This window comes from Virgibacillus sp. MSJ-26, assembly GCF_018918075.1.
In the GTDB taxonomy this organism is placed as follows: Bacteria; Bacillota; Bacilli; order Bacillales; family Amphibacillaceae; genus MSJ-26.
In genome coordinates this window covers 251,658-266,765 of record NZ_JAHLPW010000002.1, presented here as the reverse complement: position 1 = coordinate 266,765, position 15,108 = coordinate 251,658, and the positions used below count along the sequence as shown (strand labels likewise).

Below are 15,108 nucleotides of genomic sequence, written 5' to 3'. Positions count from 1 at the left end.
TCACTTCCTTTTTTTCGTACCATTAGATAATGGAATGATTTTATTGAAAATAAAGTTATCTTCGTTATTTTCCATCATTATACTATTAGGGGGTTGCTTTGTGAATAGTAATAAAGACACCCATAATGAAGAAACGATTGATAAAGCAAAGTCTGTCGCCGAAAGCTTTATTAATGCTAATTTCAAAGAAGTAACTACGGGCCAATGGGTCAGACCCCCTGAACAAGGGGATTGCCAATCTAATTTGGTTTTGGTTTAAATGAACCTCACTTTGCCATTAAAATGGATAAAAGATAACGTACTGTTTGATAAGTTCCTATATATTATGTATAATGAATTTGTAAGAAGCAAATAATAAAAAAAGCCAAGAGCGTCCACTCTTGGCTACAGTATATACCGCTTTGGCTAAACGGCCACTGTGGTTTTAACGAGTAATAACCCGACTGAGCTTAAAACTCTTCCACAAGTTAAGCAGGCGGGTTATTTTTTGTTGATTTTATCAACGATGTCTAGAAGCAATCCGATTAGGGCTACGATGAAAATCCCGGTTGTTAGTAAGATTTGTACTTCTGACATGGCCTCACCCCCGTTCACCACAGAGGTTTATGACCATCTCGCCTGCTTGTATTATACTGTAAAACTATCATATCAAACTTATTTGTAGACGGCTAGATAGCGGGGTTCAGACTCCCGGGTTTTACAGAACCTATTTAGCTATTCTCGCTCCTCAATAAACTCCCGATATTTCTCTTTCACCGGCTCGGAAAAATAGGATAATATTTTATCGGTTCGCACATATGGATTATCTTTGTTTGAAATGTATGCCTGATAGCTGCTCCAACGATACTTTTCCGGAGTATTAACCATGCTTGCTTCAAGTGAATACATTTTAGTATAACGATATTCTAACTGTACCAAATTGACTCTCTTCTTTATCATTTACGTAAAAACCAGACTTCCTTTCCCACATGTTTCTTTAAAGGATATTATGAACACTTTTATAGCAAAAAAACAGCATCATTATTTATAAAAAATCTCTTCATATAAAGTGAAAAAAATAAATAAATCCAGTACAATAGATGACGAAGTTGTACTTAATTGTAAATGTGTGCACTTATAACTATTCTTGAAAAAGAGGGTGAGATTTTGTTTGCTAAAGAAAGACAGGGAAAAATTAACGAAATGATTCGAAAAGACAAATCAGTCCGGGTAGCCAACTTGATGAAGCAATTTAACGTCTCAATAGAAACAATCAGGAGAGACTTGGAATATATGGAAAAACAGGGATACTTAACACGAGTACACGGTGGAGCTGTACTTGAGGAAGTTAATAGTAGAGAACTAACATTTACTGTGCGTGAATCAAAGTTTTTGAAAGAGAAACAAGAGATTGCTAAAAAGGCAGCAGAATTCGTTATGGAAGGGCAATCCATTGCAATGGACGTCAGCACAACGAATACGGAGTTTGCAAAAGAATTAAAAAAGAGATTTAACCGTCTAACTATATTGACGAATTCCATGACGATTGCCCATGAACTGTCAGATATGCAGGATTATACGATTATCTTTGCTGGTGGCATTATGCGCAATCAAGAGCTATGTACGGTTGGGGAATTAACGGAAAATTTTATTAGTCAGTTTCATATAGATATATTTTTTATGAGTATCAGTGGTATTTCAGTGACAAAAGGATTGACGGATTACGGTGCAGGGGAGTTGCAAGTAAAAAAGAAGATGATTGAAATAGCCCAACACCGCATCGTGTTAGCAGACAGCAGTAAATTCGATATTGTCTCTCTTCTCAATGTCTGCCCTTTTGACCAGGTGAACCGTATCATAACTGACTCTAAGATCAACGAGAATGTTCTCGAAAAATACAAAGCAAACGGAATTGATATACTCTAAAGTGACACTTTATTGGCGTTTATCGTCCTCCCCCACTTACTAATCTAAAAGTCCGCTCAATCTCGCGTGATTGCAAAGATTACAGTTTATCTTTGTTGAATTTAATGAATATTTATTCATTACTGGTAGAATCAGCAAGCAAATACAAGCATAATTTAGCTTAGACGTATTGTCTAGGCTTTTTTCATTGTTTTTCACGTAGCATTCTGAAATATGCATTTTGACATAAGATATATACGCTCTATAATATGAAACCGTAAGCACGTAATTGCACTTAAATGCAACTGAACACACAAAAAGTTCTTTATGTTGTTGTAAGAATGGGAGGGGAATTCGTGAGCGTAGTAACTATTAACAAGAATAAATATGATATTGATTGTATCTTGTCTGACAAAGACGGGACAATTATGGATTTCACTTTGTGGGTTCGTTGGGCAGAAAAGTTAGTCAATTTGATTGGCAAAACTGATCATTCCTATGATAAAAACCTATTGGCTCAAGCATTGGGCTTTTCTTATAATCAACAGACATGGGACCTGGAAGGCCCATTAGCGATTGGCTCTTTACCAGATTTGTTGACTATCCTAGCATCAGGATTGTATCAACAAAAGGTTCCGTGGAATCACGCTTATCAAGTAGTCAATGATGCCTATCAGAAATTGGAAGATAGTTTCGTTATAGAAGACCATGTGAGACCAATTAATGGGCTGACAGCTTTTTTAGAACAGGCAAAAGTCCATGATATTAATATGGGTGTCGTTACATCGGATAACTACACGTGAGAAATTCTAATTAGTAAGATTTAGGGGGAAGTATAAGTGGCGGCCATATGGGAACGGTTTTGGGCCGAGCCTTGGTTTGCCATTGCGACGATTATTCTTGCAGCGGCAATCATGATATTTATTGTTGCACCGGTGCTCGCAGTATTGCTGAAAAGCTTTGGTTTCGGCACAGGGCAATTAACGCTAGACTTTTATAAACAGTTTTTTAGTGCTTCTTATTATTGGGAAACCTTGCTGAACAGTTTACTGTCAGCAATCATTTCTACAGTTATCGTTTTATTTCTAAGTATCAATATCGCACTTTATGTCACACGCACGAACAACGCTATCTTTAATCTTTTAAAGGGATTGCGTTGCTCCCATTGGTTGCACCTCCATTTATATTCTCTTTATCATTGATTATTCTGATGTTGTAACGGATTATATCAGTAATATTTTTGGTGGACAATTTAGTATTTATGGTTTTTGGGGAGTAGTCATCGCTCAAATCATTGGCTACTTTCCTATTGGTTATATGCTTATTGAAAGCACCATGAGAAATTCAAATGCGGATTTGGAGTATGCTGCACAAGGTCTTGGTCCAATCAGTGGAAGACTCTCGGAACTGTAACACTTCCACTTCCCAAGTCTGGAATTATCAAAGCGGGACTCCTCGTTTTCGTGATGGCATTGGCAGACTTCTCCAATCCACTCATTATCGGTGGAGGAGAACGGTTCCTAGCATCAGAGGCTTACTTGCTTGTTCTCGGTCAACACAATCTAGAACTAGCAGCAGTACTTGGCGTGTTTCTGATTTTACCGAGCCTGGTCGTCTTTATTTTCCAAACGTACTTTCTCAAAGACAGTAATGTCGGCACAATCAGTGGGGAATCAGGCTCTACGAATGTCCCACTTTCAAAGTCAGCTAAAGCTTTTGTTGGTACAATTAGCACAATATTTATAGCATTCATTCTTCTCATGTTTGTGATGGTAGTGCTAGGTGCTTTTGTAAAAATAATCGGTATCAATAATACATTTACATTGGAACATTTTAATAACGAAACTGGCTGGGATTCACTCTCTATGAGTCTATTTGTCTCATTCGTCAGTGCAATACTTGCAGCAGCCATTGGGATTTTGCAAGGCTTCTTATTTGCTAGAAAACCAATACCGGGTAAGAAACTGTTGGAATTTCTAACACTATTCGGGCTTGCGGTTCCAGGTACTGTCATGGCGATTGTATTTTAATTCGGCTGGTACTAACTACCCCTTTCATGAATTTTCTGTTGATTTAAATTATTGTTTATAGTATGATTCTTTCTAATCTGTTCTTAATAAAGAACGAAATAGAGTTATAGTTTCTTATATAAAAAACTAAGCAACAAGAACTTACATAATATATTAAATTTATAACAAAAGGAGGATAGATTCTTCAACAACTATTGAATTACTTTTTTCTATTATTTTAAACAGAAGTTAACATTAATTGATACAAGGGAGGAAATGCAATGAGCATAAGGAGAAAACTTGGATTAGGTATTGCAACAGCTATATTAGGGGGGGCTCTGATTACCGGAGGAACTTTTGCCTACTTTAGCGACGAGGTAGAAACAAATAATACATTTACGTCTGGATCTTTGGATTTATCAATGAACCCTGAGGCTATCATCAATATTGATAATATAAAACCAGGTGATTCTATATTTCGTGAATTTACGTTGGCAAATGACGGAAGTTTAGACATCGATACAATCAATCTTGATACCGATTACCAAGTAGATGGTGATAGTGATGAAGACTTCGGTAAACATATTAGGGTAAATTTTCTCTGGAACTGGGATAAGGAGAATGAGCCAATATTTGAAACAACATTACATGAATTAAAAGACATGGATCCAGATGTTGTAGAAAAAAGTGTCTTTGAACCTTTAATGGAAGATGGACTTCAATCGGGAGATACCAATGATCTTTGGGTAGAATTTGAGTTTGTTGATAACGGAGAAGATCAAAATGAATTTCAAGACACTGGCCTAGAATTAACTTGGACGTTCAACGCCACACAAGGTGAAGGTGAAGAACTCTAAATCGTAATTGGAGGAGGATAAGATTATGAAATTAACCGTAAAAGTAAATAAAAAGATCTGTTCATCCATTTTAGCTTTATCCATAGGTTTTGGGGCAGCTGCCTTTAGCGTAGACAGTGTATATGCCCAAGATAATAAAATTCAGTATGATGACGAATACAAAACACCCTCTTATATTATTGAAAATTGGGAAGCGCCCCATGGAGTAAGTAAGAAGGAAGTCGCCTTATCTTACTTGGAAGAGCAGTTTGGGAATTTAAATGGAGACTTTAAAGTGATTAAAGCCGAAGAAGATGAACAAACAGGGATTTACCATTTTAAGCTTCAGCAGTTGCATATGGGTATTCCTATTTATGGAGCTGAGCAAACGTTAGCATTAGATAAAAACAATAATATCACATCATATTTTGGTACAGTAGTGCCTGGTATAGATATAAAAAGTACTAATAAAGATACCGCTTCATCAAAAAAACTAGCAATAAACAGAGCAAAACAAGCCATTGAGCATAACATTGGTAAGGTGGAAGAATACGACGGCAAAATCAATGCCGAGCCATATATCTATGAATATGAAGACAAATTCTATCAAACTTATCTCGTTACTGCTTCAACAACGGAACCTGAAGTTGGGTATTGGCATTACTTTATTGATCCATATAACGGAAGGGTCATTGACCACTTTAATGCTGCCGAGGAAGTCACAGCTTTTGGTAAAGGAGTGTTCGGTAATAAGCAAAAATTTGAGGTACTTCAAATAGATAATTTATTTGGAATGCATGATACTACACGTGGACAGGGAGTCCAAACATTCGATGCAAGCGATGATATGGCACTCGTTACAAGCGTAAGTAAAATGTTCAAAGACGGTGCTGCTGTTGATGCACATGCCAATGCACAGAAAACATATGACTACTATGAAGACACATTTGACCGTGATTCTGTCGATGATAATGGACAACCTCTACTATCTCGAGTACATGTGGGAGATAACTGGAATAATGCCTCTTGGAATGGCACGTATATGTCCTATGGTGACGGAGATGGTGAAAGGTTCCATAGTTTAGCTGGAGCACTCGATGTTGCAGCACATGAAATGACTCATGGTGTCATACAACATACATCGGGTTTAATTTATAGAAATGAGTCCGGTGCATTAAATGAATCAATTGCAGATATATTTGGCGTTATGGTTCAGCGTGAAAATTGGCTCATGGGAGAAGATATTATCGCGGACGGTACACATGCGCTTCGTTCTCTTGAAGATCCTGCCTCTCTCATTGAAAGTCGTACACAAAAACCATATCCTGATCACTATAGCAAACTATATACAGGTGACTTGGATAATGGCGGTGTTCACATTAACAGCAGCATCAACAACAAAGCTGCACACCTCATTTCTGAAGGCGGCGAACATTACGGTGTACAAGTAGAGGGAGTTGGCCGTGAAGCCACAGAGAACATTTATTACTATGCTACTAACCACTACCTAACACCAAATTCGGATTTCAGTGCTATGAGACAAGCAGCTGTTCAATCCGCAATTGAGTTATACGGTGAAAATTCCGCGGAAAAAGATGCTGTAGAACAGGCTTATAACGCTGTTGGAGTTCATTAATAATTAGAAGCACCATAAAAAAGCAGTTCCCCTGCTTCAATTGACAGGGGAACTGTTCCAATAGTTTATCCGATTATTATTGCTTCAAAGCACCGCTCTTCTCTGCGGTGTCATCCACATCAAGAGCATTCAGATTACAGTAGTATTCGAGGAAGTGTTCGACTTCTTTGTTTTGCTCTTCATCCTCTTCCATCGCTATAATATCTTTTAAGATTTACGCAATCCAAATATTTTCGAAATAACGAAACTTACCAGAATTCCACGGCATTCGATCAGGATAGTTCTTAGACCCAAACAAGTGCCTCTCTTCCTAACCAAGGAGCAGCTGCTGAAATAGCAATCGTAAAGATGATTGCCACATGTGGCGTCTTATATTTAGGGTGCAATCTTCCAAATGACTTTGGTAAAATCCTCGCGCGTGATATGGCGAATAATAAGCAGCGACTAGCCATAATAAATCCGTGCAAGCCTGTGAAAATGCCCAAGGTGCGATAGCGACGATTGAGATTATCGCTGCAAAAGCCGTCGTGTTACTTGGGAAAAGTGGTTATACATTCGACAGACCCGCGCCAGGTTGGAAACCGACTGTTATAGTTAAAATAACAACACCTGCTACTATAGCCATGGCAAATACAAATTGCATCTGACCTGTAAATCCTGCTCCTTTGATATTTAAGTATCCGAAAATGACTAAAGCTAACGTTGCGATAATAATTTCCAAGCCATATATGTCCCAGCCAGCGACCGAGTACAAATAAAAGTTCTCGATGACGATAGGAAAGACATATTTGATCATCAGCGCAAAGGCGGATGCGTTAAGCGCAACAATGCAGATATACCCTAAGGTTAGAAACCATCCGCTAATAAAAGCATGTGTCCGTCCCAAGCTGATATAAGCATAGGCACACTCTCCACCTGAGACCGGAAAACCTCTGATTAAGAAGCCGTAACTCACCGCTATGAGCATCATGAGCAATGCCCCGATACTAAACCCGATAATTACTCCTAGTGGGCCAGCCGTTTCCATCCAATCGATAGGTTGCACGAAAGCACCCCAACCGATGGCAGAGCCCAGTGCTATGGCCCAGACCCAATGCGGTTTTAGGGTTTTGTTTAAAGTCGCTCTTTTCTCCATAATAGCTCCCTTAGAATAAAGTCTATCTAGCTTAAATTAGTCTCTACAAGTAGTTAGGGTCTGCCCCCCCCCCGAACTTCCAAAAGATTGGGAAACTATTAGGCAAAAGACCAAACAGCATTTCAGTTCACATACCTTCAGTACTTTAACCCATTAACGTTGTGGGGATCTAATCCCACATTTCCCCAGATATCATTTATTCCGTTTTAGTATATTTTTTCATTTTCCCAGGGAGTTCAAAGACAAATCTTAGAAGCATTTCAGTGAAGTCTAACAATTCAATTGCATCCTCTTTGGAGATACTCGGTATTTCATGAGTAGCCTCATTGCCTTTTATTCTAATGTGATCCACCCATTCTTTACTATCTGGTGGAATAAAGTGATTTTTCTCTAAATAAGTTACATAGTAAACAAATCTCTTTCCTGGTTCGGCTCCTTTTAATACGGATATATTCATCAGTAGTTTCCTTAATATTAAAACGGCAGATGTGTACGCAGTTACCTTAACACAATTCCTAGCTTCAAGATATAATGCTTCAATACCACTAGGTAAGTTTTCTACTTCATTACCAAAAGAAGGGGCTGGCACTTGTTCGTTGGCATAGTTATTTACATATGTGGGCTTATTGCAAGTTGGACAAATGTATATGTATGCCCTATTTCCTTCCGTCTTTAAATAATAATATAGGGAAGGGCCCGCTATGTTTCCACAATGACCACAATTATAAGAGCTGCCAAGTTGATTATTACTTACGTTGTACCATCTTCCTACAAGTTTCTTCATAAACATTCCCTCCTAGTCACAATTATACAGGAACCCAAAACCAAATCTTTATTTAAACTTCGGTAATTATAATCAAATGTGCAGAATCCAGATCCCAAATAAGAAAAGCAAAGTCTATCATTTATGCCTAGGTTTCGATGCCATGATAATTTATGTATAATCTAGCAATCTATCTTTGCAAAATGGGTATATAGAACTAATCTCCACGTCCATTTTATAGCAATTCCTGCCACTGTCAACATACTTCGACTGAATGTCGAATTCCTCTGCAATTATCCCAATTATATCTCCAAAACTCCAAAAAGAAGAGGGGCTTCCTTTAAACGCATATTTAATCACTTTAATGCTTTAGCTGTAGTGGGCAGCACTTCAAACTTGGATTTTCACTCTTATTCTTCTTATTTTTCTTATTTTTATCTTTCTTAAAGATGTAGTTTTTTGTGACATGTCTCAATGAAGTTGACTATAACTGTGATAGATTCAGTAGACAACTGTTTTATTGCAAAGTCGCTGTGAGATTTACATCCTAAAATTTCTTCGTTTTTTAGTTTGACAAGTTTAATATAAAAAATTAATCATAGACAGGAAAACCTTACGCTAAAATAGAGCTTGGAAGACATTGATCATACATAGCTTCCTTATAACTAATCGTTATATTTGATTGTTCAGTAAATCCTCTCGTTCCAAAGACCCTCATCCCCTTGTCTATTTCTATATAATATTTATCAGTTATAATGTCTCGGGCATGTTGGTCTTTTTTACTACTAATAATATTCACATCTATGTTCCAAGCGTTAAAAGGATAAGTTGTAAATGTATGTACTAAGTTGTTTTCGTCATTTCCGTTATTTAATAAAGTGTATATATCTATGTTGGCATTTAGAGGTACATGAGTTAAAAAATAACGGTAAAACTGATCTTTGTTTTCATATATATAGTTATCTATTATCGTCAAATTCGTTTCAGTTTTTAGGAATCTTGATAACCAAGAACTAAGGTCATTACTTAGTTCGCGATTTTTGATTACCTTTCTTATAATAGGTAATCTAAATTCATTTAGAGGATTGTCATGATTTTTATCAATGATTTCATCAGATGATAATTTTATTATGTCATTCTGGTTAAAAGATTGTTCATTTAATTCACTTAAAAGAAGTTTATCTTCTGTTATTAAACAAACATCCTTAAGTTTATCTGGATAAGATATTCTCTCCGTATCATCTTGTGGTGAAGGCACAATTTTAAAATTACCTTCATACTGGATTATTTCCTGAAAAAAGGATTCGTACGAGTCAGCAAGATCACTTCGGTTATTCTTAAAAAAGTCTTCATACTCTTTCTGAAGCTCCTCATTTAAAACTATTTTCCTTCTATATAGCTCCTCTAATATTAAATTACCCTTAGAGTCTCTAATAAAATTATCATATGTGTCAAAGCAAGTTTCTAAAAGGGTATAACAAACTGCTATTTCTAGTTTCAATCTGTTGACCCCCTTCTATTGTTTGCACCTATAAGTTCCCTACTTAATTGGAAGCTTTTATCGAAAAATCCAGAGGGCCATCTCTCTTTAAATTGCCCTTGTTCGGTCAATTCCATTTCTTTTATTGTAGAATAGGTGGATACTTTATCGACATAGTATATAGCAATATCATTCTCTGTAATATTTACATTAGGGTCAGCAATTAAAACTTGTAATTTCCTAATGAAATGTTCACTGTGTGTTTCTATTAAAAACTTACTTTTTTTATTTTCTATAACTTTATTCACAAATAAATCAGCTAAACTGGATTGCGCAGCAGGATGTAGGTGGAGTTCGGGTTGCTCAATAATTACTATATTATTTCTATTACGTGTGAATCTGTTAATTTCTTCATCTGTTGATTTCTCATAGAAAACTTGAGTTACTATTGGCAACACCTGAGATATACCATACCCTACATCAATTATATTTTGATTAATTCTACTCCCTGGTGTCTGTACAATTAACTTATATAAATTACTATGCTCGATTTCCTCAATATCTAACTTGTAGCCCATTGAATCACTTATAAAGTTTGATACTTTCTCTAGTAAGCCGTTATTGCCTTGTTGTCCCTGTCTTAATATTTTACTGACATTTTCCCCATTTTTCCCTACATTCATAAAGCTACTCTCTGAATCCCTGTATATTCTTTCTGGATCCTTTCGAAAAGGTCCTATGTAAGATAAGGAATTAGCAAAATCTCTCATTGCTCTATATACGGATCGAGTAATATAGTTATATATTTGAAAGATAAAATGAACTTTATTTATTTCTTTTATTAAATGTTCTTCTTCCAAGCTTAAGTTTTGCTGAGCAAAATTCTTATCAGAAATATTAATGTTACCGTTCCTAACTCCCTCTGTAATTATATCTTGAAAAATCTCATTACTATTAATATAATTTTCGCAATCCATTCGATTAATTATTAAATTAATTAATTCATCACGTCCCATGTTAACTATAGGAATAAATTTCCTGAATTCAATTTCAGGATAAAAGCTTAAATTAATTTCGTCATCAGATATCCTATAGTTCTTAAAAGCTCTTAACACTAAAAATCGATATTTATTCTTTTTTTCCCTTTCTATCCTTACAACATTAATTTCGTCAAAAAATAAATCAAATTCTTTCACTATAATTTTCCTATTATATTTCATTATTGTTACTTTAATTGAAAAGGTATTTATATCTTTAATTAACTTTTTAAAATCATGCTTATTGATTTTAAAAAAGCCAAAAGGTATGCCATATTTTACGATCTCTTTTTTTTCAAAATTAAACGAGAAGCTCATTGTGTCACTTTCTTGATTATGAACTACATCCTCAAAATTACCATAATCTATTTGATTTCCAAAAAATAAAAACGGGGTAATAACGTCTTCAGAAAAAGTTTGACTTAACATAACAGGGAACCTTAAAAGACTACTCTTACCAGAACTATTTTTGCCAACAAATATATTAATAGGTTTTAATGATATTTCATCTGTATTTTTGAATGCTTTAACATTTTCTAAAGTAAATGATTTCATTTTGTCCTCCTAATACTATTAATTGTAGGATAAACTTCAACACTAATAAGCATCGTATATAAGTAAAGTTTTCAAAGACCTTCTCTTATTCATCTGTTATACCATCATCTAATATTTCCTTTTTTTCCATCTTGATTCAAAAATACTAAAGTTAGCTTGGCAATAATCTACCTACACCCATGAAATGCTATTTTACCCCATAGCTATAATCGAATTCAATAACACAACCTGTTTTGAAGTGTTTATTATTCACAAATTCCTTTATTTATCTCTCAATTAAAATAAACTATTTTATTTATTAAATGAATATTGTAGTAGTATTTAAGTTTTCAACAGTCCTTGCCCCATCCTAATGATACAGGAGACAGACGGTAATAGCGACCCTCCCTTTGCTTACAACTTTTAAAATGAAAATTAACAATTTTATTCCACCATTGTACTTCAAAGAATTGATGTTTCTATGATTAAGTTTATGCTTTAAACTATCAATTAATAATGAATGGTGGCGCTTCCACCTCTTCAACAAATTATTGGCTCGTACGAGCCAATAATTTTTAATCCCTACTAAACAAATCTCTCGTATAAACTTTCTCTATTACATCTTTTATATCATCATCCAAGCGGTTCGCGACAATAACGTCACTTACTTCTTTGAATTCATCTATACTTTTAATGACTTCTGACCATCAAACTCGTTTTCTTCGACGACAGGTTCATAGATAATAACTTCTACACCAGCCTCATACATTTGATTAATAACATCTTGAATGGCTGATTGTCTAAAGTTATCAGAGCCGGTCTTCATCGTTAGTCAATAAATCCCAACCTTCTTAGGATCACATTTTAAAATCATATCTGATACATGTCTTTTACGTGTATCGTTTGAATTCACAATCGCATTAATTAATTCGTTTGGAATATCTTTAAAATTAGCTTTCAATTGCTTTGTATCCTTTGGTAAACAATAGCCACCGTAACCAAAAGATGGATTATTATAATGTGGACCAAGGGTCGTGGCCAACACCTTCTATGATCTGCTTGATGTCAAGTCCGTTCAACTCAGCGTTTGTGTCGAGTTCATTAAAGAAAGACACTCTCATGGCTAGATAAGTGTTTGCAAATAGTTTAATAGCTTCCGCTTCGGTAGAATCAGTGAAGAGAATTGGAATATCCTCCCTGATTGCCCCTTCAGCTAAAAGATTCGCAAATTGTTTTGCTCTTTCAGATTGCTCACCTACGATAATACGTGAAGGATATAGATTGTCATATAACTCCTTGCCTTCCCTAAAAATTTCTGGTGAAAAGACAATATTATCCGTATCAAATTTCTGTCTGACTTGCTCTGTATAACCAACAGGAACAGTGGATTTAATAATCATAGTAGCTTAGAAATAGTTTTGCTCAGGATCATAATTCGTCGGTGTTGATATGATGACATATTGAGCCTCTTGAAAAGCTTCTTCGGCATCAATAGTAGCTTTCAGATTCAAATTTTTTGTTGATAAAAAGTCTTGAATTTCTGAATCCACGATTAGGGCTTGCTTGTTGAAATATATTGAATGCCATGACCTAATTGTGTTGCGCTAGAAGGACAGCATTCGCCAGTTCCACAAATATGGCGGGGGTCTGACACCGAACTCTTAGGGACCAAAATAATTCAGTAGTTTAGGTGCCTGGCAATGCTGTCTAAACCTATTTCCATAATGACTTTTTAACAGATTCACTCACTACATCTATCAATAAATTTCTTAATCCCTCTTTGACAAAATCTTTTGTTCTATTAACATGTTTTTTATACTTTGCTATTGATACTGGTGTAGTGGGAGTTTCTATTATTAAATCAAGAAATGTGCTTTTAATTATTTCTTTGTCAGCATCGCCTAAATCTTCATCCAATCCTACTATTTCTACAGCATTGTCTAATAAAGTTTGAGTCCATGGATACGGATGACCACAATCATGACAAAAACTTGGTACACTATATTTATATCCTACAGTTACAACGTTTGGACGATTATACTTTCCTCTAATTGCTGCATTACAATTCAAGCATTGAGTAACAGTTTCTTTTCCACACGTCTGACAATGTTTAGCTTGCTTTGACGGAGTTAATTCATAATTATATGTTATTGTGTGTCCATTTAAATAAATTTGCGCGCCTCCATATTCACTCGTTTCTTTTCTTCACCTCCTTAATTTCAAGTTACACTTCGTAACAATATGTAATTAATTATTGAATCTAATGATTATTTCACTTTATAATAGTCCACATACGAATCTACAAATTTCTGCAAACCTTGTTAAATAGGGGGCACAGGCTTAAAATCAACAGCTTTATGAAATAAAATGAATTAATAGGTTCAAAACTTTATTACATTCTACGTTGTGACCTAAAACATTACCGAGAGCTTGCTGCAATGTGAATGTCATTATTTTATTTTCACTGGACTATTTCTCCCAGCGTTAAATACATAATGAGGAGTATTCTCCCCCTTGAGGTAGTGTATTATCAAGGAGCACTATTAACATAGTTTAAGGAATCATCAATTATTTCCCAAAAAGAATCATCGGCTAGCAATATTTATTCACTACCAATCATATAATAGTTCTATAATTAACTCTCAAAATTCGCCACTATCCCATCCGCTATCCTTCTTGAAGCTTCACCATCACCATAAGGGTTCGAAGCCTTAGCCATCTTGTCATGTTTTGCATCATCAGACAGTAATTCATTAGCTAGATTGAAGATATTGTCTTCGTCGGTTCCGGCTAGTTTTAATGTTCCTGCTTCGATGCCTTCTGGTCGTTCAGTTGTATCTCGTAACACTAATACGGGAACGCCTAGAGATGGTGCTTCTTCTTGTACGCCTCCTGAGTCAGTCAGGATAAGATGAGCGTGGGCGGCAAAGTTATGGAAGTCGACTACATCTAATGGCTCAATTAATTTGATTCGGTCGTCATTACCTAGGATCTCATTAGCTGTTTGTTGAACAACTGGGTTTAGATGCACTGGATAAATAACTTGTATGTCGTCATGCTCCTCAACTAAGCGTTTGATGGCACGAAACATTTGGTTCATATTCTCGCCTAAATTTTCTCGACGATGGGCAGTCATAAGAACTAAACGCTTATTTCCAAGTTCATCAAGAATTGGACTCGTATATGTATCACTAACCGTTGTTTTAAGTGCATCAATGGCTGTATTCCCAGTAACTAGTATACGATCACTATGTTTGTCTTCATTTAATAGATTTTGCTTTGCTTTTTCCGTAGGTGAAAAATGTAAATCAGCCATAACACCCGTAAGCTGACGATTCATCTCTTCAGGATAAGGAGAATACTTATCACATGTACGTAACCCAGCTTCAACATGTCCAATAGTAATTTGATTATAGAAAGCAGCTAGAGATGCGGCAAAAGTCGTCGATGTATCACCATGGACTAAAACAATGTCTGGCTCTGTTTCTTTCATTATTTTATCTAAGCCTTCCAATGTCTGTGTTGTAATTTGAGCAAGGCTTTGTTTTTGTTTCATGATATTTAAATCATAATCTGGTGTAACTTCAAAAATTTCCAATACTTGATCAAGCATTTCTCTGTGCTGGGCAGTAACTGTTACAATGGATTCAAATTCCTCAAATCGTTTATTTAACTCTAATACTAACGGAGCCATTTTAATAGCCTCTGGCCTTGTTCCGAAAATGGTCATTACTTTAATACGTTTTGTCAATTTTCTCAACTCCTTGAATTCAATTATTATAAATTCAGCTCTC

Annotated in this window: 15 protein-coding genes and 2 pseudogenes; 7 read left to right on the top strand and 10 right to left on the bottom strand. The window is 35.6% G+C overall.

What is annotated here, in order from left to right; all coding sequences use genetic code 11:
• The first annotated feature begins 100 nt into the window (after nt 1–100).
• Entirely contained in the window at nt 101–259 is a 159-nt protein-coding gene (locus KQI49_RS01750; RefSeq protein ID WP_216486204.1) for a hypothetical protein, read from the top strand.
• A 221-nt stretch (nt 260–480) separates the two neighbouring features.
• On the opposite strand, the gene KQI49_RS18845 is transcribed toward KQI49_RS01750, so the two are convergent.
• Both KQI49_RS18845 and KQI49_RS01745 read right to left on the bottom strand, forming a co-directional pair.
• On the bottom strand, nt 481–576 hold the full coding sequence (locus tag KQI49_RS18845) for a putative holin-like toxin (protein ID WP_371817495.1): 96 nt from the start codon (nt 574–576) through the stop codon (nt 481–483).
• 138 nt (nt 577–714) lie between these two features.
• Nucleotides 715–918: a hypothetical protein gene (locus tag KQI49_RS01745; protein WP_216486201.1), complete on the bottom strand. Its 204-nt coding sequence runs from the start codon at nt 916–918 to the stop codon at nt 715–717.
• Nucleotides 919–1,146: 228 nt separating this feature from the next.
• On the opposite strand from KQI49_RS01745, the gene KQI49_RS01740 reads away from it, so the two are divergent.
• The 6 genes from KQI49_RS01740 (at nt 1,147) to KQI49_RS01715 (ending at nt 6,365) form a co-directional block, all read left to right on the top strand.
• A complete protein-coding gene (locus KQI49_RS01740) occupies nt 1,147–1,905 on the top strand; it encodes a DeoR/GlpR family DNA-binding transcription regulator (RefSeq protein WP_216486198.1) in 759 nt (252 codons plus the stop codon).
• Between the two features lie 335 nt (nt 1,906–2,240).
• The gene (locus KQI49_RS01735) at nt 2,241–2,687 is read left to right on the top strand and encodes an HAD family hydrolase (protein ID WP_216486196.1); all 447 of its coding nucleotides are present in this window, start codon (nt 2,241–2,243) and stop codon (nt 2,685–2,687) included.
• A 36-nt stretch (nt 2,688–2,723) separates the two neighbouring features.
• Nucleotides 2,724–3,086, top strand: coding sequence for a hypothetical protein (locus KQI49_RS01730; RefSeq protein ID WP_216486193.1), 363 nt, complete (start codon nt 2,724–2,726; stop codon nt 3,084–3,086).
• Between the two features lie 261 nt (nt 3,087–3,347).
• Nucleotides 3,348–3,914: an ABC transporter permease gene (locus KQI49_RS01725; RefSeq protein WP_216486190.1), complete on the top strand. Its 567-nt coding sequence runs from the start codon at nt 3,348–3,350 to the stop codon at nt 3,912–3,914.
• Between the two features lie 260 nt (nt 3,915–4,174).
• Nucleotides 4,175–4,750 (top strand): TasA family protein, encoded by a 576-nt coding sequence (locus tag KQI49_RS01720; RefSeq protein WP_216486187.1) that lies wholly within the window; start codon nt 4,175–4,177, stop codon nt 4,748–4,750.
• A 25-nt stretch (nt 4,751–4,775) separates the two neighbouring features.
• Nucleotides 4,776–6,365, top strand: a complete 1,590-nt coding sequence (locus tag KQI49_RS01715; protein ID WP_216486184.1) for a M4 family metallopeptidase — start codon at nt 4,776–4,778, stop codon at nt 6,363–6,365.
• Between the two features lie 284 nt (nt 6,366–6,649).
• On the opposite strand, the gene KQI49_RS18480 is transcribed toward KQI49_RS01715, so the two are convergent.
• From KQI49_RS18480 to wecB, 8 genes and pseudogenes are all read right to left on the bottom strand, one after another.
• Entirely contained in the window at nt 6,650–6,817 is a 168-nt protein-coding gene (locus tag KQI49_RS18480) for a hypothetical protein (protein ID WP_253286605.1), read from the bottom strand.
• Nucleotides 6,818–6,912: 95 nt separating this feature from the next.
• Complete coding sequence (locus KQI49_RS01710; RefSeq protein ID WP_253286604.1) at nt 6,913–7,500, bottom strand: amino acid permease; 588 nt, start codon at nt 7,498–7,500, stop codon at nt 6,913–6,915.
• A 196-nt stretch (nt 7,501–7,696) separates the two neighbouring features.
• Entirely contained in the window at nt 7,697–8,284 is a 588-nt protein-coding gene (locus KQI49_RS01705; RefSeq protein ID WP_216486181.1) for a DUF4145 domain-containing protein, read from the bottom strand.
• A 592-nt stretch (nt 8,285–8,876) separates the two neighbouring features.
• A complete protein-coding gene (locus KQI49_RS01700) occupies nt 8,877–9,764 on the bottom strand; it encodes a hypothetical protein (protein WP_216486179.1) in 888 nt (295 codons plus the stop codon).
• The gene (locus tag KQI49_RS01695; RefSeq protein ID WP_216486176.1) at nt 9,761–11,335 is read right to left on the bottom strand and encodes a DUF3696 domain-containing protein; all 1,575 of its coding nucleotides are present in this window, start codon (nt 11,333–11,335) and stop codon (nt 9,761–9,763) included. Before KQI49_RS01695 ends, KQI49_RS01700 begins: the two co-directional genes overlap by 4 nt.
• Before the next feature lie 554 nt (nt 11,336–11,889).
• A pseudogene (locus KQI49_RS01690) lies at nt 11,890–12,952 on the bottom strand (nucleotide sugar dehydrogenase).
• Between the two features lie 75 nt (nt 12,953–13,027).
• Nucleotides 13,028–13,489 (bottom strand): annotated as a pseudogene (locus KQI49_RS01685) (DUF2321 domain-containing protein); the annotation flags it as partial.
• 460 nt (nt 13,490–13,949) lie between these two features.
• A complete protein-coding gene (gene wecB, locus KQI49_RS01680) occupies nt 13,950–15,065 on the bottom strand; it encodes a non-hydrolyzing UDP-N-acetylglucosamine 2-epimerase (protein WP_305852310.1) in 1,116 nt (371 codons plus the stop codon).
• Nucleotides 15,066–15,108 lie beyond the last annotated feature (43 nt).

What these genes read in the sequence shown, in the direction of transcription:
- KQI49_RS01715 (WP_216486184.1), top strand. Translation starts at nt 4,776, where the DNA reads ATGAAATTAACCGTAAAAGTAAATAAAAAGATCTGTTCATCCATTTTA.
- KQI49_RS18480 (WP_253286605.1), bottom strand. Translation starts at nt 6,817, where the DNA reads ATGGCTAGTCGCTGCTTATTATTCGCCATATCACGCGCGAGGATTTTA.
- KQI49_RS18845 (WP_371817495.1), bottom strand. Translation starts at nt 576, where the DNA reads ATGTCAGAAGTACAAATCTTACTAACAACCGGGATTTTCATCGTAGCC.
- KQI49_RS01720 (WP_216486187.1), top strand. Translation starts at nt 4,175, where the DNA reads ATGAGCATAAGGAGAAAACTTGGATTAGGTATTGCAACAGCTATATTA.
- KQI49_RS01705 (WP_216486181.1), bottom strand. Translation starts at nt 8,284, where the DNA reads ATGAAGAAACTTGTAGGAAGATGGTACAACGTAAGTAATAATCAACTT.
- KQI49_RS01695 (WP_216486176.1), bottom strand. Translation starts at nt 11,335, where the DNA reads ATGAAATCATTTACTTTAGAAAATGTTAAAGCATTCAAAAATACAGAT.
- KQI49_RS01710 (WP_253286604.1), bottom strand. Translation starts at nt 7,500, where the DNA reads ATGGAGAAAAGAGCGACTTTAAACAAAACCCTAAAACCGCATTGGGTC.